Origin of the sequence: Sphingopyxis sp. RIFCSPHIGHO2_12_FULL_65_19 (assembly GCF_001830555.1) — a bacterium.
Classification (GTDB): domain Bacteria; phylum Pseudomonadota; class Alphaproteobacteria; order Sphingomonadales; family Sphingomonadaceae; genus Sphingopyxis.
The window spans coordinates 12,428-32,530 of record NZ_MIAM01000002.1 but is presented as its reverse complement, the minus strand read 5'-3'; the positions used below and the strand labels follow the sequence as shown (position 1 = coordinate 32,530).

Below are 20,103 nucleotides of genomic sequence, written 5' to 3'. Positions count from 1 at the left end.
GCTCCTTTGGGCTGGCGCCCGCTTTCTTCGACGCTAAGCTGGACCCGATATGGGGGATAAGTTCGATCTGGTGATCGTCGGCGGCGGGACCGCCGGCTGGATGTGCGCCGCGGCGTGCGCGGCAAAGCTCGATCCCGCGCGCTTTCGCGTGCGGCTTGTCGAATCGGAAGAGATTGGGACCGTGGGCGTCGGCGAAGCGACGCTGCCGCAGATGAAGGATTTCAACGACTTCCTCGGGCTCGACGAAGTCGAATTTATGAAAGCGACCCAGGCCAGCTTCAAGCTGGGCATCGAATTCGTCAACTGGGGGCGCCGCGGCGATCGCTATATCCACCCCTTCGGCACCTTTGGCCGACCGATCGGCGAGGCCGATTTTTTCAGTTACTGGATTCGCGCGCATCGCGCCGGAACCGCCGCGCCGCTGTTCGATTATTGCTTTCCGATCGTCACCGCGTTGCAGAACCGATTCATGCTACCGAACGGCGATGGCAATGATGTGCGCAGCGCCTTTGCCTATGCCTATCACCTCGACGCGTTTCTTTACGCCCGCTACCTTCGCGCCTGGGCGGAAGCGCGCGGGATCGAGCGCGTCGAGGGGCGGATCGTTGCGGTCGAGAAGGACGGCGAAAGCGGCGATATCGCCGCGGTCACGCTTGCGTCTGGGGCGCAGGTTGCGGGCGACCTGTTCGTCGACTGTTCGGGCTTTCGCTCGCTGTTGTTGGGGACTGCGCTGGGCGTCGAGCTGGAGGATTGGTCGCACTGGCTGCCTTGCGACAGTGCGCAGGCAGTGCCGTCGGCACGCTCGGACGATTTCACCCCCTACACGCGCTCGACGCGGCGCAAGGCGGGGTGGCAGTGGTGCATCCCGCTCCAGCACCGCACCGGCAACGGCTATGTCTATTCCAGCGCCGACATTTCGGACGACGAGGCCGCCGCGACTTTGCTCGCCAATCTCGACGGCGAACCCCTCGCCGACCCGCGGGTGCTGCGGTTCAAGGCCGGAAAGCGCCACCAGGCATGGGCGAAAAACTGTATCGCCATGGGGCTTGCGGGCGGCTTTCTCGAACCGCTGGAATCGACGAGCATCTACCTTGTCCAGATGGCGATCATGCACCTGCTGACGTTGATGCCCGACGGAGCGGCGATCGATCCGGCGCTGCCCGCCGAGTTCAATCGGGTGATGGACGTCGAATATGACCGCATCCGCGACTTCCTGATCCTCCATTATGTCGCGAACGAGGCCGATGCGCCCTTGTGGCAGCGCGTGACGGCGATCGACCTGCCCGACACGCTGGCGGGCAAGATCGATCGATTCCGCCACCGCGGTCATGTGCAGGCCTATCGCGACGGCCTGTTCGGCCCGCCCAGCTGGCAGGCGGTGTTCGTCGGGCAGGGGATTGTGCCGCGCGCAGCCGACCGGCTCGCCGATGCGCTGCCTGCCGACCTGCTCGACGAACGGCTGGCGAAGCTGGCGGCGACGATCGCCGACGCCGCGGCGACCGTGCCGTCGCACGCCGACTTCATCGCCCGCTATTGCCCGGCGCCCGCGCCATGACGAACGCGGTGCAACAGGTCGTGGTCCACGGGGGCGGTGTTGCGGCGGCGATGGCGGCGCTCGCCATCGCCCGCGCTTTTGGCCGGCTGGGGACGCAGGTCAGCTGGGTCGACACCGGCGAAGCGCCCGCACCGCACGCGGCACTGGTCGCTCCGCCGGATATTGCCACCTTTCATCGGCTGCTTGGGCTCGACGATGCGGCCTTGATCGGGGGCGCCGCGGCGACGATCAGCATGGGGCAGCAATTCGCCGGCTGGTCGGGCGGCGACAGTGCCTTTGTTCACGCCTATGGCGACGCCGGAAGCCCCTTTGCATCGCTGCCATTTGTCCAGCACTGGACGCGCGCGCGGCAAGCGGGGCTGCGCGTCGCGCTGGAGGATTTCTCGCTCGCCGCCGCCGCCGCCAAGCAGGGGCGCACCGGCGCCCCGCGCGATGCCGCGACCCGGCAGGCGGTCAAGCAGGGCTGGAACCTCGATGCCGCCGGCTATGCGCGATTGCTGCGTGACTTGTGCGACGGCGCCGGTGTCCGATGGATGCCGGGCACCGCCGTGGTCCCGCGCCCCGGCGGCGGGCGGATCGAACAGATTGATCTTGCGAGCGGCGAGCCGTTGCGCGCGGACCTGTTCATCGATGCCGATGGGGCACTTGTCGCCGCGCTCGATCCCGATGCCGCCGCCCGCCGTCCCGGCTTTTGCGATCGGCTGATCCGCGGCTCGGCTCCGGCATTCGACCCGGTGCCGCTCTACAGCCGCGTCACGGCGCACGCCGCCGGCTGGCTTTCGCTGATCCCGCTGGCGGACCGCACCGCCGTCGAATTTGCCTATGACAGCACGCTGTTGTCCGATGCCGATGCACGCGGCTTGCTGGCCGCCGCGGCGGGGCGTCCGCTCGAAACGGGCGTGCCGATGCCGGTCGGAGCGGCGGCGCGGCTGCGGCCATGGGTCGGCAATGTCGTCGCGGTGGGCCGCGCGGCCGGCGACGCGCCCATGCTCGACGGCGGCGAATTGCTGCTGCTCCAACTGGCGATCGCTCAGCTCGTGCTGCTTTGGCCGATCGACGGCGCGGCGATGCCCGAAGCCGATATCTATAACGAGGAAATGGCAGGTGCCTGGGCGCGCGTCACCGATTTCACCGCGCAGCATTTCCGGCTCAACGCGCGGGATGGCGAGCCGTTTTGGAATGCGGCGCGCGCCGCGTCCGTGTCGACCGAGCTGGCCGCCAAGATCGACCTGTTCGCGGCGCGCGGCATGTTCGCCCATTTCAACCATGAAGCGCATGTCGAGGATAGCTGGGCGCTGGTGATGGCGGGTCATGGCGTCGTGCCGCGCAGTTTCGATCCGCAAGCCCTGCTGACCGACGACGAGGCCCTGATGGCCGAGTTCCAGCGCCAGCTTCGCGCCGTGGCGAGCGATGTCCATGCGATGGAAACGCACGCCGACGCGCTGCGACGGATGCGGGGATGAGCGCGCGCCAGCGTCCGGTCCGGCGCATCGTGATCGTGGGCGGCGGCAGCGCGGGCTGGATGGCCGCGGCGGCACTTGGCCGCGCACTGGCCGGGCAATCGCACACACTGACGCTTGTGGAATCCGAAGCGATCGGCACCGTCGGGGTCGGCGAAGCGACCGTCCCGCCGATCCACGAATTCAACCGCTACCTCGGACTCGACCAGGCGGAGTTCCTGCGGGCGACCCACGGCACGATCAAATTGGGCATCCAGTTCGATGGCTGGGGCGGCGTCGGCCACCGCTATTTCCATCCCTTTGGCTTTTTCGGCGTCGAAATGTCGGGAATCCATTTCCATCATTATTGGCTGCGCCACCTGGCTGCCGGGGGCGATGCCGATGGTGGCCCCTATAATCTGGAAACGATGGCGGCGCGGGCGGGCCGTTTCGCACCGATGACGCGCCACGGGCCGGTTCACCACGCGGTCCATTTCGATGCCGCCGCTTATGCGCAGTATCTGCGCGGCTATGCCGAGGCCAAAGGGGTTGTGCGCGTCGAAGGCCGGGTTGCGGACGTCAGGCTCGATCCCGAAGACGGGTTCATCACCTCGATCGCGATGGCCGACGGGCGCGTCATCGAAGGCGATTTGTTCGTCGACTGCTCGGGCTTTCGCGGGCTGCTGATCGAAGGCGCGCTGGCGACGGGCTATGCCGAATGGAGCCACTGGTTGCCGTGCGACAGCGCGGTCGCGATGCCGTGTGAAAACGACGGCGACCCGGCGCCCTATACCTGCTCGACCGCGCGCGAGGCGGGATGGCAATGGCGCATTCCGCTCCAGCACCGCGACGGCAACGGCTATGTTTATTCGAGCGCGCATCTGGACCATGATGAAGCGGAGCGGCTCCTGCGGTCGCGGCTTCCCGGTGCGGCGCTTGCCGATGCCAACCGGCTTCGCTTCAATGCCGGGCATCGCAAGGCGATCTGGAACCGCAACTGCGTCGCCGTCGGCCTTGCGGGCGGTTTCCTGGAACCGCTTGAATCGACCTCGATCCACCTGATCCAGACGACAATCATCCGCCTGCTCGCGCTCTTGCCGCGCGACGCAATCGACCCCCATGTCGTCGCGCGTTTCAACCGCGACGCGCTCCACGAATATGAAACGATCCGCGATTTCGTGATCGCCCACTACGCGCTCTCCAACCGGGATGACACGTCATTCTGGCGCGATATCGCGGCGGCGGGACTGCCCGACAGCCTGGCCGAACGGATCGAGGCTTTTCGCGCGACCGGCAACATCCTCTTTGAACCCGGCGATCTTTTCGGGCCGACGAACTGGTATGCGGTGCTGACGGGGCAGGGGGTTCGGCCGCAAAGCTGGCATCCGATTGCCGATGGGCTGGCGAACGAAGAGCTGGCCGCGCGCCTCGCAACCCTGCGCAGCCGCGTCAGCGAGCAACTCGCCGAGCTACCGACTCATGGCGAGTTTCTTCGGCGGCTAGGCCGTTAATTTCACCGGCGACGCCGGGCTATGGAGATATCAGCCGTTCAGCTCCGCCACGACGTCATAGGCGTCGCCGCGATAATAGCTTTGCGTGAACTCGGCGGTGCGCCCGTCGGACAGGAATCCGCGCCGTTCGATGAACAGGCCGGGCGTTCCTGCCTCGATCCCAAGCACATCCGCCTGTTCGGAAGTGAAGGCGACCGCGCGCAGCCGCTGGAGCGCGCGCACGGGCAGATGCCCGGCGGCCTCCAATGCTTCGTAAAGCGATGCGCCGACCGTTTCGACCGACGGCAGGCAGTAAGCTGGGATCGTCGCATATTCGAGCGCCATCGACGTGTCGTCGGCGTAGCGGATGCGGTGGAAACGATAGACAAGCGAGCCGGGCGACAGGCCGAGCGAGAGCGCCTCTTCGGGGGTCACCGCGCCTGCGGTCTTGCTGACCCACTTGCTGTGCGGCTTGCGCCCGCGCGACACCATGTCTTCGGAAAAAGAGGTCAGCTTGGAAAAGCTTTTTTCGACGCGTGGCCGGGTGACGAAGGTGCCTGCCCCGCGGCGCCGCGTGACAATGCCGTCGCTGACCAGCCCGTCGATGGCCTTGCGCACCGTGATGCGCGACACGTCGAATTCTTCGGCCAGATCGCGCTCGGTCGGAATTGCCTCTTCGGCCTTCACCACCTGTCCCTCGATCGCGTCGCGCAGGATTTTCTGCAATTGCAGGTAAAGCGGTGTCGGATCGTCCTTCTGGAGCGGACCCACGCGTTCGATCAATGACAAGGACGATGCTCCACTCGATTGCGCCGGCGGGCCGGTCGATAAGACCTGCCATAGCGCAGCATGTGTTGCATTGGTATCCTTACGTCAAGCTTGTTGCGAATTATTCGCGTGAAAGCCCGCGCACGATCGCCTGCGTCAAGCCATGGTCCGGCGTATCCTGCGACAGTTCCCAAACCATTACGCCGCCCGCCTTTTCTGCGGCTAACCGGGCCTTCTTCTCGATCGTCGCGGGGCTGTTGTGCGTGACGTAGCGGCACCCCGGACAATGATCGCCGATGACATCGGTTTTGGTCGCATTTATGCCATGTGCGGCAACGAGATCGCGATAAGACCAATTGGCCTTTTCGCCGCCGAATCCATAGCCATAAAAGGGCAGGCCCAGGACCAGGCGATCGCGCGCGACGCCGCGGGCGATCCACAGGTCCAGATCGCGCGCGGCCATATCGTAACTGCTGTGCTCGGCGCCCGCCGGACCCCAGCTCGGCCCGATCGCATCATAGGACATGACGTTGACGAGATCGAAATAGGGGATGGAGCCGACCGGGACCATGCCGCCTTCATAAGAGGCGGTGGCACAGGTCAACAGCTTGCGCCGCGCTTTCATCGCGTCGGACAGCGCGGCGATGAAGGGCGTATAGTTGCCGGCACGATCGATGTCGGTCAGCAACTGTCCCTCGATATCGATATCGACCCCGTCGAGGCCAAGCGTGTCGGTCAGGTCGACCAGCGCCGCCACCGTCGCGTCTCGGCGGTCGGGGGCAAGCAACGCTTTCCAGTCGCCCGAACAGCCCGGAATCACGCCGCCTGCGGTCGAGATCAGCACCTTTGCGCCGCGCGCCTGTAGACGCGCAATGGTCGTGCGCAGCGTATCGACCGACAGGTTCGTCCCCCGCTCGTCGCCCATGCAGGTCATCCGCCCGTCGCGCACGAACTGCCCATCGGCATCGGGATTGGCAAAGGACAGGTTGTAATGGGTAAAGGCCGCCAGGTCGGTGCGCGCGATCGACAGGTCGAGCCCCTTGAACGCCGCAAGATAGCCGACCACAACGGGCCGCTGCGGCTCCGCTGCGATCACGGCTGACGACAATACTAATGTAAAACCAATCAGGATCTGCGCGATGAAGCGAAAAGCAGGAAAATTCCACATCATGCAGTTTATCCTATCAAATCGGTCGAATCCAAAAGGCGTTGACCCGCTCGCGACTGCATGACAAATTAGATACAAATTGTCGAGCGGGAGAATGGGGCATGCGGGTTGCGGGTTGGACGGCGATGGCAATGGCGGCGCTGGCCGCGTCCCCTGCGCTGGCGGCAGAGGCATCGTCGCAGGCATCGCTCGACCGTCTTGCCGACACGCTCGGCTATCGGCTGACGATGATCGACAATCGCCCGGCCTGTCCCGCAGGGATCGAGGGCTGCTTCCTGTCGACGATCACGCTGACCATGCCTGAAACGCTTCCCGCCGACCTGCCGTCCAAGGGGCTGTCGCTCTATTTCAGCTTCGTCAATCGCCTGCCGCTGGTCGAAAGCGACATCTTCACGCACCGGCTGGTCAATGGCGACGTGCAGCAATTGACGCTGAAACCCGGCGCGGTGCTTCGTCCCGGTGCACGGCATGAAATCCGCCTGTGGGGGCTAGGGGCCAACTTCTCCAAGGCGTTCGCCATGCCCAACGCCTATCTCGTTGCCGATGGGCTGGCGCCGCGCACGATTGCCGCGACGCGCGCCCGGATCGATCCGCAGACGGGCATGGAGGTCTTGCCGTTCGTGGCGCCGATGACCGACGAGGCACGGCTTGCGACCAAAAGCGACGCCGACAAGACGCGCTGGCTGACCGCCGAACGCGCATTCGATGTGCAGGCCGGGCGCTCGGCGCCGGAATCCAAAGCGATCGTGATCCTGCCGAAACCGGCGAATGCGGTGCAGGGCCGCGGCGCGGCGGCCGACCTTGGGCGCGGTATTGCGCTTTCACTGAACGGTGTGGATCGCGCGGCGGTCGCCCCGGCGCTGGCTATGCTCGGAACCAGCGAGGGTGGCGCTTTGCCGCTGACGATCCGCATTGACCCGGCCGCTTCTGCGAAGCCCGAATCCTATAAGCTTGAGGTCAAGGCTGCGGGCATCGCGATCACCGCACATGATGCGGCGGGGGCCAGCCACGCGCTCCGGTCGCTCGCGCAGCAGGCGGCGTTCGAGAAGGGCAGGGTGACACCGCTCCGCGTCGAAGATGCCCCCGAATATGGTTTTCGGGGTCTCCACATCGACCTGGGCCGCAATTTCCACAGCCGGGACGAGATTTTGAAGCTTGTCGAGGCGATGGCGACTTATAAGCTGAACAAGCTTCACCTCCATCTTGCCGAGGACGAGGGCTGGCGCATCGAAATCCCGGCGCTGCCCGAATTGGCCGAGATCGGCTCCAGGCGTTGTCACGATCCGGCCGAGACGAGGTGCCTGCTGCCGCAACTCGGTGCGGGGCCCGATGGTGGGGGCAGCGTCAACGGTTATCTGACCACCGCCGACTATATCGCGATCGTCGAGGCCGCGGCAGCCCGCCAGATCGAAGTCATTCCGTCGATCGACATGCCCGGCCACAGCCGGGCCGCGATCAAGGCGATGGAGGTTCGCCATGCCCGCCTGACCGCGGCGGGCAAAATGGCCGAGGCCGCCGAATATCGCCTGATCGACCCCGCCGACACGACCGAATATCGCAGCATCCAGAATTACAGCGACAACACGCTCAATGTTTGCCTGCCCGCGACCTATCGTTTCGTCGACACGGTCGTCGATGCGCTCGCCGCGATGCACCGGCAGGCCGGCGCGCCGCTCAAAACCTTTCATCTCGGCGCGGACGAAACGGCGGGCGCATGGATCAAGTCGCCTGCGTGCACGGCGATGATTGCCGAAAATGGCGGGGACGCCAGCAAGCTGACCCCGCGCTTTATCGAGCGTGTGACGGCCGGACTTGCTGCCAAGGGGCTCCGCGCGGGCGGCTGGAGCGATGGAATGGGGCACACCGAAACCGCGAACATGCCGAACCGGCCGGGGCAGGTGCAGACCAATATCTGGGGCGTGCTCCACACCGGGGCCATCCGCGAGGCACATGACCAGCTCAATCGCGGTTGGGATGTCGTGCTGTCGATCCCCGACCTCGGCTATTTCGACATGCCCTATGCCCCGCATCCTGACGAGGGCGGCTATGACTGGGCCTCGCGCGGGGTCGATCCGTATCAGGTCTATGCCTTCATGCCCGATAACCTGCCCGCCAACGCCGCGACGATCCGCAATATCCATGCCGAGGGCGCGGCCATCGAGGACAAGCCCGCGCTCCAGTCCGGACACCGCATCGCGGGCCTTCAGGCGCAGTTGTGGAGCGAGACGATCCGGACCGACGCGCAGGTCGACTATATGCTTTTCCCGCGGCTGCTGGCACTCGCCGAACGCGCGTGGGCGCCGGCACCCTGGACCCCGGCTTACCAGCCGGGCGCCAGCTATGAATGGGGCGACCGCCGCGTCGATGCGGCGACGCTGAAAGCCGGGTGGCAGGATTTTGCCGGCCGCACCGCGGCGCAATTCCCGATGCTCGATAAAATCGGCATCGCCTATCGCGTCGCGCCGCCCGGCGCGCGGATTATGAACGGCAAGCTTGAAGCGAACAGCATGTTCCCCGGCACCGCGATCGAATATCGGGTCGAGGGCGGCGCGTGGACGCGCTATGCGGGGCCGGTGGCGGTCAGCGGCGCGGCGGAATTGCGCAGCCGCTCCGCCGATGGCAAGCGCGCCAGCCGGACGGTTCGGGTCGAACCGGCCCGCTAGCGGCTGGGGAGGCGATGTGAGCGGGACTTTGGAGGAAATCGACGGCCGCGACCATGCGGCGGTCGCGCGCGCGATCGAGGCCGCCGATCGCCCGGCCATTTTTCGCGGCATCGCCGCCGACTGGCCGGCGGTAGCGGCCGCCGGCGCGGGTGACGAGGCGATCGCGGCCTATCTGGCGGCGCGCGATAGCGGCCGGCCGCTGACCGTGCTCGTCGGACCGCCCGAAGCCGCCGGCCGCTATTTCTATTCGGACGATATGCGCGGGGTGAATTTCGGCAACGAACAAATGCCGATGGCGACCCTTGTCGATCGATTGCTCGCGCTGCGCGGCACCACCGACGCCCCAGGTCTTTACGCGGGATCGACCCCCACTCCCGACAGCGTCGCGAGCTTCGGCGCCGAAAACCCGCTGCCCTTCGATACGGGGGTCGATCCCCGCATCTGGGTCGGCAACGCCAGCCGGATCGCTCCGCATTACGACATGGCGGCCAATATCGCGGTCGTCGTTGCCGGCCGCCGCCGCTTCACCCTGTTTCCGCCCGACCAGATTGCGAATCTTTATGTCGGGCCGGTCGAACGTACGATCGCCGGGCAGCCGACCAGCATGGTCGATCCCGATCACCCCGATCATGCGCGTTACCCGCTCTATATCGAGGCCGAACGGCACAAACTGGTCGCCGACCTGGTGCCCGGCGACGCCCTGCATATTCCGCCGATGTGGTGGCACCATGTGCGCAGCAAGGGGGCGCTCAACGTCCTCGTCAATTACTGGTTCGGCCAGCGGCAGGATCGTTTCCCCTTTGCAGCGCTGATGCTCGCGATGCATTCGATCCGCGAGCTTCCCGACAGCGAACGCGCGGCGTGGCGGACATGGTTCGACCATTATGTCTTTGGCGAGGGGGCCCGCCGCGCGGTCGATCACCTGCCGCCGCACGCGCAAGGCGTGCTCGGCCCACCGTCGCCCCAGCGCGACCGGATGATCATCGATTATGTCGTCGGCTTTTGTCGCAGCGGCGGGAACGGCTGAACCGATGCGCGGCCGAACAGCGTGATTGTCGGCCATTGCCCGCCCGTCTCGACCGCTGCGTCGATCCCGTAAACAGCGCGCAGCCGGTCGGCGGTCAGCACCTCTGCGGGTGTCCCGTCGGCGATGATCCGCCCCGCGTCGATCAACAATAATCGGTCGCAGTAACGCGCCGCAAGCGTCAGGTCGTGGAGCACCGCCAGCACCAGCCCGCCGCCCGCCGCTTCGGCGCGCAGCATGTCCATCACGTCGATCTGGTGCCCCGGATCGAGGCTGGCGAGCGGTTCGTCGGCGATCAGTGCCGGGGCCTCGACCGCCAGCGCGCGCGCAAACAACACCCGCGCGCGTTCGCCGCCCGACAGTTCGGTCGCGATCCGGTCGCGCAAATCGAGGACGTCGGCGCGGGCCATCGCGCGCTCGATCGCGGCCGTGTCGGCGTCGGTGATCCGCGACATCGGCGCCAGGTGGGGCAGGCGCCCAAGCCCGACGAGGCGCTCGACGGTCAGCGGCCAATGCAATGTCTGCCCCTGCGGCACATAAGCGATGCGCCGGGCCAGGTCGGCGCGCGGCATCGCGGTGACATCGACGCCGTCGATGCACACCGACCCGCTTGCCGGCACCAGGGCCAGCATCGCGCGCGCCAGCGTCGACTTGCCGGCGCCATTGGGACCGACGATGCCGGTCAGCGTGCCGCGATGGAATGCGGCGCTGACATGCTGGACGACGGCGCGGCGGCCGAGCGTCACGCCGACTTGGTCGAGGACAAGGCTCACCATATCCGTCGCTCCCGCATCAGGTGGATCAGAAAGACCGGCACGCCGAGAAAGGCGGTGACGACCCCCAGCTTCAGCTCGTTCGTCGTCGGGACCATCCGCACGCCCAGGTCCGCGAGGGTCAGCAGCGCCGCCCCGCCGATCGCCGAGGGCAGCAGGATCGCCGAAGGGCTGCGGTCGGTCAGCGGGCGGATGAGGTGCGGCACGATCAGCCCGACGAAACCGATCGCGCCCGCCACCGCGACCGCGCCGCCGACCCCGATCGCGGTGCCGATCAACAGCCGCATCCGCGTGCGGCGAAGATCGGTGCCGAGCGCCTGCGCCGCATCCTCGCCGAGTGTCAGCGCATCGAGCGCCCGGCCGTCCCACAGCAGCATCGCGGTGCCGATGGCAATGCACGGCAGCGCGATCCACACATGGTCGAACGAGCGGTTTTCCAGGCTGCCGAGCAGCCAGGTCATGATTTCCATCGCGGCGAAGGGATTGGGCGAAAGGTTGAGCGCGAGGCTTGTCCCCGCGACCGCCAGCGTGCCGACAGCGATGCCGGCGAGGATCAGGGTCAGCGGGCTTTCGGCTTTTCCCGCCAGCAGGAAAAGCAGGCCGAGCGACGCCAGCGCACCCCCCGTGGCGAGGAGCGGCAGCACCGCGGGATGGAGTTCGGCCAGCCCGAAATAGATTGCCGCGACCCCGCCGAGCGCGGCGGCGTTCGACGTGCCGAGCACCGAAGGTTCGGCGAGCGGGTTGCGCAAATAGCCTTGCAGCGCCGCACCCGCGAGTCCGAGCATCGCGCCGACCGCCAGTGCAAGCAGGGTGCGCGGCAGGCGAAGGTCGAACAGGATGACCCGCGCCACCATGTCGCCGTCCCCCGTCGCCGCGGCGATCAATCGGGCGATCGACAAATCGACCGAGCCGAACAAGAGCGACGCGATCGCGGCAGCCAGCGTCAGCGCCGCCAGCGCCGCGATCAGCGACCAGCGGGGGAGGGCAAGGCGGCTCATGTGCGGTTTCCGTCGATATGTGCGATCTGCGCCGCCATGCTGCGCGCCGCCTGCGTGTAGGCGGGGCTTCCGCACACCGTCCACGCCTGCGGCACGCTGATCCGCGGGATGTCCTGCAATGCCGGGTGGTGCAGCATTTCGCTCCCCTGGTCGGTCACCGTGTCGGTCGCGCTTTCGACGATCAGGAAGTCGGGGCGCGCGGCGACCATTTCCTCCAGGCTCAATTGCGACAGCGGCGGCTTGCCCAGCTCGCCCGCGAGGTTGACCAGTCCGATGCGCGTCATCAGATCGTCGATCAGCGTGCCCGTGCCGGTCATATAGCCGCGCCGCTGGTAATAGGCGGCGACCCGGCCGTTGCCGGGTTTCGGCAGTCCCGCCAGCTCCTCCTCCATCTGCGCGATCAACCTTGTGCCGCGATCGGGATGGCCGACGGCGGCGGCCGTCTGGCGGATCGACATATGGATTTCATCGAGCGTGTTTGCGGTGGCGAGGTCGATCAGCGGATAGCTCTGGCTGGGCAGCGCACGAAGCGCCGCGCTGCGGCTCGCGGGCATACCGATGATCAGATCGGGTTCGATCGCCAAAATCTGTTCGGCAGAATTGCTGAGCAACGGGATGCCCTGCGCCTTTGCCGCCTCGCCCGACATTTCGGTATCGGTCGCGTTTTTCGTCAGCCCGGCGATCTGCCCCCGGTCGGCGAGTGCGAGCACCAGCTGGTCGGCGCAGAGATTGATCGACACAATCCGCTGCGGGACGGCGGGCCGCTTTGTCGGCATCGCCGGACTGGCCGCCCACAGCGCGCCCGCACCACCGAGCAGCAGCGCAAGGACAAGGGGCAAGGTGCCGTTGACTCGGCCCACCCTGCACCCCCGCGAAGGCGGGGGCCCATCTCCCGCCCCATCGTCTCCAGCACCGCCCGCGAAACGGCCATGCGCCGGGCGACGGGCCCCCGCCTTCGCGGGGGAACGCAAGGGAGGCAGGCTACTCAAATTCGCCATGGCTTAGAACTCAACTCCCCGCTGCGCCTTCACATTCTGCTCGCGGAAGGGATGTTTCACCTGCGCCATTTCGGTCACGAGATCCGCGGCGTCGATCAGCACTTGCGGGGCGTTGCGGCCGGTGATGATGACATGCGTCATATGCGGCTTGCCGTCGATCGCGTCGAGCACTTCAACCACCGGCAGATAGTCGTAGCGCAGCACGATGTTGAGCTCGTCGGCGATGACCATCGCATAGCTTGGGTCGGCGATCATCCGCTTGACCTCCTCCCACGCTGTGCGCGCCACCGCGATGTCGCGGCTGCGGTCCTGCGTGTCCCAGGTAAAGCCTTCGCCCATCGGCTTGAACTCGATCAGGTCGGGGAAGCGGTCGAACACGGCCTTTTCGCCGGTCGCCATCGCGCCCTTCACAAATTGCACGACGCCGACCTTCATCCCGTGCCCGATCGCGCGCACCGCCATACCCAGTGCCGCGGACGTCTTGCCCTTGCCGGGGCCGGTGTGGACGATGACGAGGCCCTTTTCGACGGTCTTCGCGGCGACCTTCTTGTTTTGCGCCGCCTGGATCTTCTTCATCTTCGCCGCATGTTCGGCGTCGGTGCGCGCCGTCATCAGAAGCGCGCCCGCACGCCGCCATAGGCCGCACGGCCATAGGTGCCATAGCCCGCCGCGGTCGCGTAATCGGCGTCGAACAGATTGTCGACGCGGCCATAAATCTCGAAATTTCGTGCGACGGGGAAGGATGCGCGGATCCCGGCGAGCGCATAGCCGTCGAGCGGCACGGCGTTCGCCGCATCGTCGAAACTGTCGCCGACCATCGTGATCGTCGCGCCGGTCGACAGGCCGAACGACCAGTCGAAATCGGCCGACAGGCTGATGGCCTGTTCGGCGCGGCGGGGCAGGCGCTTGCCGTCGAACGCCGGACGCCCCGACCGGTCGCGCGCGTCGATATAGCTATAGGACGCGGAGACGTTCAGCGCATCGACGGGCTTCAGCGCCAGCGTTGCCTCTACGCCCTTGGCGCGCGTGCGGTCGATATTGCCATAGGTGAAGGTCGCATTGTCGTAATTGATCTGGTCGGTGGTGTTGCGCAGGAAGGCGGTCAGCGAGACCAGCGCGCGCCCGTCCGCAAGGCTCTGGTCGATGCCGATGTCATAGCTTTTCGACCGTTCGGGGCGCAGCGCCGCATTGCCGCTGAACATGTCGTAAAGCTGATAGAGCGACGGCGCCTTGAACCCTTCGCCATAGCTCAGCCGGACATTGGTTGCGCCCGCATTGGGTGAATAATTGGCGTTCGCGCCGAATGTCGTCGCGCCGCCGAACTGGCTGTGATCGTCGTGGCGCAGCCCGCCGGTTACCGACAGGCCGGCGAACGGCTGGACGATCCCCAGCGCATAGACGCTGTCGATGTCGGCCTTCTGGCTGTCGGTCGAGCCGAAGCCGAAGAAATCATAATCAGGGCGCTCATGCTCGTAACCGAAAATCAGCTTTGCCTGCTCCGCGGGCGTCACCACGCCCTGATATTCAAAGCGCAAATTGGTGCCCGAATAGCCGTAATCGGGCGCAGTCCCGCGCACGAAATAATAATCGCGTTCGTTGCGCATCCACGTCACCGCCGCCCGGCTGGCGAAGCGGCCATCGAACAGCCCCAGGTTCAGGCCCGCATAGCCGACATATTGATCGAGCTTGGCGACGTCGGCGCTGTCGGCGGGGGCGCCGAAGAAGCTGTCATAATCCAGGTCGGCGTTGATATAATAACCGCGCAGGTCGAGGCTTATCGCGTCGCTGAACGCGACTTTCAGCCGCGCGTTGCCCGCGAAATTCTTGTAACCGTCCTTTTCGGTGCCGACCGCCGCCGACGAAATGCCGTCGGTGCGAAAGTAAGCCCCGCCGATCCCGCCCGAAATGCGCCCGGCGGTGCCCGACACATCGGCCTTGGCGCTGATCGTATCGCTGTAACCATATTCGGCCGACGCGGCGGCACCGAAACCTTCGGCCGGGGTGGCCGTCATCACGCTGACCACGCCGCCGATCGCCTGGCTGCCATGGACAACCGAGTTCGACCCGCGAAGCACCTCGATGCGGTTGATGTTGCCGGTCAGCAGATGGCCGAAATCATATCCGTCGCCGATGCCGCTCGGATCATTGACCTTGACCCCGTCGATCAGGACCAGCGTCTGCGTCGTTTCCGCGCCGCGCAGCGATATGCCCGCCGCCGAACCCATGCTGCCAGTGCGGCTAAAGCGGACGCCGGGCGTCGTCGCGAGCAGGTCGACGATATCGACCGACTGGCGCGTCGCAATCGTGTCGGCGTCGATGATCGTGATCGCCTGCCCGACCTCGTCGCGCGATTGTTCGATGCCCGATGCGGTAACGACGATCATGTCGTCACTTTGCGCAAATGCGGGGGTCGCCGCCGTCAACAGGGTCAAGGATAGGGTCGTAAGTTTCAACATGGGAAGGCCCCCGCACGCCAGCAACGAAGGTGGAACCTGTCGAAACGCGTGGGCGATCGACCAATGCCGACGTCGCAAGGGGCGTAAAAGCCTGCAACCCCGGCACCAAAGCGGCTCCACCGCTTGGTCGTCGCTCGACGGAATCCTCCGTGCCGCGGCCTTTCCCTGGGCCATGGCATTGAGCGACCCACGCCGGCAGGTCTCCTGGCTCGCGGGTCAAGGCTCGATGCACGCCTTCCCAGGTTGCCCCAGTGGCTGTTCGGGCCTTGGGCCCGAACGGTGCATCTCGCTCGCCGCTTACAGTTGCAGGGACAGCCTCGGTTGCGATGCGCTTTCGCGCGCACCCACCGCGTTCCCTATTAAGCCCTTTCGGGCACCGGCGCGATCATATGCGGGGACAGCCCCGCACCGGGCGCCCATAGCGGAATGCGGCGCTGGTGCAATGGGGATTTGTCGGGAACGGCTCGACCTTCCCCCTTGATGGGGGAAGGATACGCAGCCTTATCGCCAAGCGATTAGGCGGAGTCGGATGGGAGTGATGGTGCGTCCTTGCACCCTGGTTTCGGACCGAGAGCGCACCCCTACCGCTGCGACTAAGCCAGCAAGCTGGCAAGCCTCGCTGCCTCCCCCATCAATGGGGAGGAAACTTGGACTCACACGATTGGAATCGCAACAAGCGTTGCGCCTTCCATCCGCTCGACCACCATCGCCGCGCCGACCCCCATCGCGCCGGTCAACACGACCAGGCCATAGCGCCCACTGCACGCATCGAGCGCATCGAGCAGCGTCGAGGTCAGGATCGCGCCGCTCGCGCCCATCGGATGCCCCTTGGCGAGATGGCCGCCCGACACGTTGACCCGCGCCGGATCGGCATCGCGGTCGCCCAGGAATTTCGCGATGGTCACGGCAAAAGCCTCCATGAACTCGATCCGGTCGATGTCGCGAAGCGTCAGCCCGGCGCGCGCCAGCACCCTGTCCATTGCGGCGAAGCCGGCGGTCAGCGATGCGGCGGGATCGCCGCCGCTCTCGGCATAGGCCACCACGCGCGCGCGGGGAGGGGGGCCAAGCCCGCTGCCGCCGACCAGTGCAAGTCCCGCGCCGTCACAGATTGGCGGCGCATGGGCGACGCTGTGCAGCGGCTCGAACGTCGCGCCGCCAAGAGCGTCGGCATATCGGGTTTGCAACTCCCCGAAAGCGGGCGTCGCCGCGGCGAGCGTTCCGGCGGTCGTTTGCGGCCGCACGCACTCCTCGCGGGTCAACGGGCCGGTGGCGATGCGCGACTTTTGGAGCGCGGGGTCCGTGTCGGTCGCGCCGGCCCTCTGTTGCGAGGCGAGCGCGACCGCATCGAGATCGGCGCGGGTCATGCCTTCGGCATGGGCAAGGCGGTCGGCGGCCAGAACGGGCGGGATGAAGCGTGCGCGCGGGGGCAATTCGTCGTTCGTATAAAATCCCGCCCGGTCGTCGAGGAACGGCGCGCTGCTCATCGACTCGACCCCGCCCGCCAAGATGTGCGTCGCCTCACCGCTGGCGATCTTCGCGACCGCTTGCCCGATCGCCGAGAGACCCGACGCGCAATAATTGTTGATGCTGTGCGCGGCGGTCGCATCGGGGAGCGCAGCGTGCAGCTTCGATACCAGCGCAATATGCCCGCCCTGCGTGCCGCTCTGCGTAACGCAGCCGAGGAGCAGGGCATCGGGCGTCGCCGCCAGATCGCCGCAGCGGGCAGCGAGGGCCGCCGCCTGCTGTCGGACCAATTCTTGCGGGCTCAGCGCCGCGAGGCCGCCGTCGGGGCGTGCCTTGCCGCGCGGCGTGCGCACGGCGTCGTATAGATAGACGGGGTGCGGCAAATCAGGTGCCGACGACGAAGCTGACCGCCGTCGTCGCGCTGCCGCCCACATTGAAGGTTGCGAAGTTGCGCGCGCCTTCGACCTGATAATCGCCTGCATTTCCGGTGACCTGCCGCCAGCCGTCGAGCAGCATCCGCACCCCGGTGGCACCTACGGGGTGCCCCAGCCCGATCAGGCCGCCCGACGGATTGACGGGCAGCCTGCCGCCCAGGGCAATCGTCCCGTCCTCGACCGCGCGCCAGCTTTCGCCGGGCTTGGTGATCCCGAAATGGTCGATCGCCATATATTCGGTGATCGAGAAGCAATCATGCACCTCGACGCCGTCACACGCGTAAATATCGGGCATTTCGGCGCGGCGCAGCGCGTCCATCATCGCTTTGCGAACGCTTGGAAAAACAAAATCTTGGCCGCGGCTGTCGGCAACCTTGGTCGAATATAGGAGGGGTGCGGTGGCATGGCCCCACCCCTTGATCCGCGGGATGCTGTCAATCGAAATCCCCCGACGCTGCGCGTAACGTTCGGCAACTTCGCGCGACGCGAGAAACACCGCAGCGGCGCCATCAGTAACCTGTCCGCAATCCGATTTGCGCAGGCTCCCCTCGATCAACGGATTGACCTCGTCATTCTCGCCCAGATGGTCGTCGGTCACCGCCCAGCCGCGCGTCTGCGAATTGGGATTGCGCTTCGCATTGGCGAAATTATTCGCCGAAATGCCGCGCAGATGCGCGCGGTCGAGCCCGAAGCGTTCCTCATATTCTTCGGCGACGCGCGCGAACATATACGGCCAGAGGTAGCGGGCTTCCTGCGCCTCACGCCCCGCCCATGCGGCGGCTCCGAGATATTCGGCCGCACGCTGGCCCGGGACGTTGCGCATCAGCTCGATGCCGAGCACCAGTGCGAGGCCGTAGCGCTCGGCCTCGATCTCGGCCGCGGCGGCGAGGATCGCGATGCTGCCCGATGCGCAGGCGGCCTCATGCCGCGACGCAGGGATGCCTGCGAGGTCGGGGTGGACATGGCCGAAAAAGCCGCCGAGTTGGCCTTGCCCCGCGAACAATTCGCCGACGAAATTGCCGACGTGCGCGGTTTCGACCTCCCCGGGTTCGATCCCCGTCGCGGCGAACGCCGCTTCGGCAACGTCGCGAAACAGCTCGAACAGCCCGCCGCCCTCGCGTTCCATGTTGCGCGCGAAATCGCTCTGCGCGCCGCCGAGGATGAAGACATCTTTCGCCATGTCAGGCTTCCTTTTCGAGAGTGGCGAGCGCCTGTTCGCGCACTTCGCTGCGCATCACCTTGTTCGTGACGTTGCGCGGCAAGGCGTCGAAGCGGAACAGGCGTTCGGGCAGCTTGAACACCGCGAGATCTTTTTCGCGGAGATAGTCGGTCACGTCGAACAGGCTGACATCGTCGGCGCCGCGCGGGACATAGGCGAGGCCGATCCGCTCGCCCATCGTGGGGTCGGGTAGCGAGAAGACGCAGGCTTCGGCGAGCAGCGGATGTCCGCCGAGCAGTTGGTCAATCTCCTCCGGGGAAATATTCACCCCGCCGCGGATGATCAGGTCCTTGCAGCGCCCGACAAAGCGATAGAAGTCGCCGCCATCGGCGATCTCGAACAGGTCGCCGGTGCGAAACCAGCCGTCGTCGGTAAAGGCTTCGGCGGTGCGATCGGGCGCGTTGTGATAGCCCTCAAACACGGTTGGTCCGCGGATCTGGAGCTCGCCCGCGACGCCATCGTGCTCAATGGGGTCACCGCCATCGGGGGAGACGAGGCGGCTTTCGATATTGGGCGCACGGCCCTCGCCATAGGGAAGCGGATACATACCGCGCCGAGGGAACAGGCTGGCGCGCTTGTCGGGGTCGGGCATGTCGCCTTCGCCGGTGATGAAGCTCATGCCCTCGTTCGACCCGAAAACATTGACGATGATGATGCCGAGCTTTTCCTGAAAGCCGCGCACCATCGCGGGCGCGAGCGGCGCCGAGCCCGAGGCGATCACGCGCAGGCTGGAGACATCGACAGAGGCGAGCAAAGCCTCGTTCTGGAGCAGCATGTTGAGCACCGCGGGCGGCGCGATGGTCAGGCTCGGCCGCTCGGCCGCGACCTGTTTGAGATAGATGCCCGGATCGAAGGGGTGGTGCAGCACCATCGTCCCCGCGCTGGTCAGCCAGCACATGGTGATACCGCCGATGCTCGCCATGTTGATGAGCGGGAAGGGGTTGAGCAGCACGTCGCCCGGTCCAACCTTCATCGCTTCATAACCCGCGGCGGCAACCGCGATCCAGTGGTTGTGGCTGCGCGGCACGCCCTTGGGCACGCCGGTGGTGCCCGAGGTCCAGCAGATGGTGAAGATATCGTCGGCGTCGACCGGGTTTGCCGCGACATGCGCGGCGAGGGCTTGCGGGTCGCCCGCCGCAGTCGACAGGTCGAGAGCACTCTCAGGCGCATCGGGGCCAAAGGTCATCAGTGCGATGCCGTCCAGCAACGGTGCTGCAACGCCGACATGGTCGCAGCCCTTGACCTGCGTGGCGCAGACAAAGGCTTTGGGCTCAACGACGCGGATCATGCCTTTCAGTTCATGGCTGCGATATTGCACCGCCGCGGGGCTGACGATCGCGCCGATCTTGGCCGCCGCGAAATAGAGCGCAACGAACTCGCTGATGTTGGGAAGCTGGACCAGCAGCACGTCGTCCTTGCCGATCCCCGCCTTGACGAGCGCACCCGCGAGCCGGTCGATCTCGCCCACCAATTTGGCGTAGGTCAGCCGCTGCGGTTCACCGAACGCGAAATCGCTGCGGTTCGGCGCGTCGACGAGCGCCAGCCGATCAGGGTGCGCCGCCGCATTGGCCGCGAACAGGTCGGCGAAGGTTTGGTCGCCCCACCATCCGCTCTCCCGATATTGCCGCCTTTTTTCCTCTCCCGCGACGATCAT

General features: G+C 66.3%; 15 protein-coding genes and 1 riboswitch. Of the genes, 5 read left to right on the top strand and 10 right to left on the bottom strand.

The annotated features are described in order from the left end of the window. Positions 1-49 precede the first annotated feature (49 nt). The 3 genes from A3E77_RS00350 to A3E77_RS00340 are packed head-to-tail and all read left to right on the top strand — an operon-like array spanning position 50 to position 4,505. On the top strand, positions 50-1,555 hold the full coding sequence (locus tag A3E77_RS00350) for a tryptophan halogenase family protein (RefSeq protein WP_293642923.1): 1,506 nt from the start codon (positions 50-52) through the stop codon (positions 1,553-1,555). Further along, on the top strand, positions 1,552-3,018 hold the full coding sequence (locus A3E77_RS00345) for a tryptophan 7-halogenase (RefSeq protein ID WP_293642922.1): 1,467 nt from the start codon (positions 1,552-1,554) through the stop codon (positions 3,016-3,018). Before A3E77_RS00350 ends, A3E77_RS00345 begins: the two co-directional genes overlap by 4 nt. Then, entirely contained in the window at positions 3,015-4,505 is a 1,491-nt protein-coding gene (locus tag A3E77_RS00340) for a tryptophan halogenase family protein (protein WP_293642921.1), read from the top strand. The genes A3E77_RS00345 and A3E77_RS00340 overlap by 4 nt, the downstream gene beginning before the upstream one ends. A 30-nt stretch (positions 4,506-4,535) precedes the next feature. Here the strand turns inward: A3E77_RS00340 and A3E77_RS00335 are convergent, their stop codons facing one another. Beyond that, positions 4,536-5,273 (bottom strand): GntR family transcriptional regulator, encoded by a 738-nt coding sequence (locus A3E77_RS00335; RefSeq protein WP_293642920.1) that lies wholly within the window; start codon positions 5,271-5,273, stop codon positions 4,536-4,538. Positions 5,274-5,373: 100 nt separating this feature from the next. Then, positions 5,374-6,423, bottom strand: a complete 1,050-nt coding sequence (locus A3E77_RS00330; RefSeq protein WP_293642919.1) for a glycosyl hydrolase family 18 protein — start codon at positions 6,421-6,423, stop codon at positions 5,374-5,376. A gap of 98 nt (positions 6,424-6,521) precedes the next feature. Here A3E77_RS00330 and A3E77_RS00325 point away from each other — a divergent pair, with 98 nt between their 5' ends. Continuing rightward, entirely contained in the window at positions 6,522-9,083 is a 2,562-nt protein-coding gene (locus A3E77_RS00325) for a family 20 glycosylhydrolase (protein WP_293642918.1), read from the top strand. Between the two features lie 16 nt (positions 9,084-9,099). Then, entirely contained in the window at positions 9,100-10,110 is a 1,011-nt protein-coding gene (locus tag A3E77_RS00320; RefSeq protein WP_293642917.1) for a cupin-like domain-containing protein, read from the top strand. Here the strand turns inward: A3E77_RS00320 and A3E77_RS00315 are convergent. The 8 genes from A3E77_RS00315 to A3E77_RS00280 form a co-directional block, all read right to left on the bottom strand. Further along, on the bottom strand, positions 10,071-10,883 hold the full coding sequence (locus A3E77_RS00315; RefSeq protein ID WP_293642916.1) for an ABC transporter ATP-binding protein: 813 nt from the start codon (positions 10,881-10,883) through the stop codon (positions 10,071-10,073). The genes A3E77_RS00320 and A3E77_RS00315 overlap by 40 nt on opposite strands. Beyond that, the gene (locus A3E77_RS00310) at positions 10,877-11,878 is read right to left on the bottom strand and encodes a FecCD family ABC transporter permease (RefSeq protein ID WP_293642915.1); all 1,002 of its coding nucleotides are present in this window, start codon (positions 11,876-11,878) and stop codon (positions 10,877-10,879) included. The genes A3E77_RS00315 and A3E77_RS00310 overlap by 7 nt, the downstream gene beginning before the upstream one ends. Further along, positions 11,875-12,738, bottom strand: coding sequence for an ABC transporter substrate-binding protein (locus A3E77_RS00305; RefSeq protein WP_293642914.1), 864 nt, complete (start codon positions 12,736-12,738; stop codon positions 11,875-11,877). Before A3E77_RS00305 ends, A3E77_RS00310 begins: the two co-directional genes overlap by 4 nt. Before the next feature lie 141 nt (positions 12,739-12,879). Then, the gene (gene cobO / locus A3E77_RS00300) at positions 12,880-13,488 is read right to left on the bottom strand and encodes a cob(I)yrinic acid a,c-diamide adenosyltransferase (protein ID WP_293642913.1); all 609 of its coding nucleotides are present in this window, start codon (positions 13,486-13,488) and stop codon (positions 12,880-12,882) included. Continuing rightward, complete coding sequence (locus tag A3E77_RS00295) at positions 13,488-15,332, bottom strand: TonB-dependent receptor plug domain-containing protein (protein WP_293642912.1); 1,845 nt, start codon at positions 15,330-15,332, stop codon at positions 13,488-13,490. Before A3E77_RS00295 ends, cobO begins: the two co-directional genes overlap by 1 nt. Before the next feature lie 177 nt (positions 15,333-15,509). Beyond that, a riboswitch (cobalamin riboswitch) is annotated at positions 15,510-15,727 on the bottom strand. Positions 15,728-15,985: 258 nt separating this feature from the next. Next, complete coding sequence (locus A3E77_RS00290; RefSeq protein WP_293642911.1) at positions 15,986-17,179, bottom strand: thiolase family protein; 1,194 nt, start codon at positions 17,177-17,179, stop codon at positions 15,986-15,988. A gap of 1 nt (position 17,180) precedes the next feature. Further along, positions 17,181-18,410, bottom strand: a complete 1,230-nt coding sequence (locus A3E77_RS00285) for an acetyl-CoA acetyltransferase (protein WP_293642910.1) — start codon at positions 18,408-18,410, stop codon at positions 17,181-17,183. A 1-nt stretch (position 18,411) separates the two neighbouring features. Further along, on the bottom strand, positions 18,412-20,103 hold the full coding sequence (locus A3E77_RS00280; RefSeq protein ID WP_293642909.1) for a class I adenylate-forming enzyme family protein: 1,692 nt from the start codon (positions 20,101-20,103) through the stop codon (positions 18,412-18,414).

What these genes read in the sequence shown, in the direction of transcription:
- A3E77_RS00315 (WP_293642916.1), bottom strand. Translation starts at nt 10,883, where the DNA reads ATGGTGAGCCTTGTCCTCGACCAAGTCGGCGTGACGCTCGGCCGCCGC.
- A3E77_RS00295 (WP_293642912.1), bottom strand. Translation starts at nt 15,332, where the DNA reads ATGTTGAAACTTACGACCCTATCCTTGACCCTGTTGACGGCGGCGACC.
- A3E77_RS00325 (WP_293642918.1), top strand. Translation starts at nt 6,522, where the DNA reads ATGCGGGTTGCGGGTTGGACGGCGATGGCAATGGCGGCGCTGGCCGCG.
- A3E77_RS00340 (WP_293642921.1), top strand. Translation starts at nt 3,015, where the DNA reads ATGAGCGCGCGCCAGCGTCCGGTCCGGCGCATCGTGATCGTGGGCGGC.
- cobO (WP_293642913.1), bottom strand. Translation starts at nt 13,488, where the DNA reads ATGACGGCGCGCACCGACGCCGAACATGCGGCGAAGATGAAGAAGATC.
- A3E77_RS00280 (WP_293642909.1), bottom strand. Translation starts at nt 20,103, where the DNA reads ATGATCGTCGCGGGAGAGGAAAAAAGGCGGCAATATCGGGAGAGCGGA.
- A3E77_RS00285 (WP_293642910.1), bottom strand. Translation starts at nt 18,410, where the DNA reads ATGGCGAAAGATGTCTTCATCCTCGGCGGCGCGCAGAGCGATTTCGCG.
- A3E77_RS00330 (WP_293642919.1), bottom strand. Translation starts at nt 6,423, where the DNA reads ATGATGTGGAATTTTCCTGCTTTTCGCTTCATCGCGCAGATCCTGATT.
- A3E77_RS00345 (WP_293642922.1), top strand. Translation starts at nt 1,552, where the DNA reads ATGACGAACGCGGTGCAACAGGTCGTGGTCCACGGGGGCGGTGTTGCG.
- A3E77_RS00310 (WP_293642915.1), bottom strand. Translation starts at nt 11,878, where the DNA reads ATGAGCCGCCTTGCCCTCCCCCGCTGGTCGCTGATCGCGGCGCTGGCG.
- A3E77_RS00350 (WP_293642923.1), top strand. Translation starts at nt 50, where the DNA reads ATGGGGGATAAGTTCGATCTGGTGATCGTCGGCGGCGGGACCGCCGGC.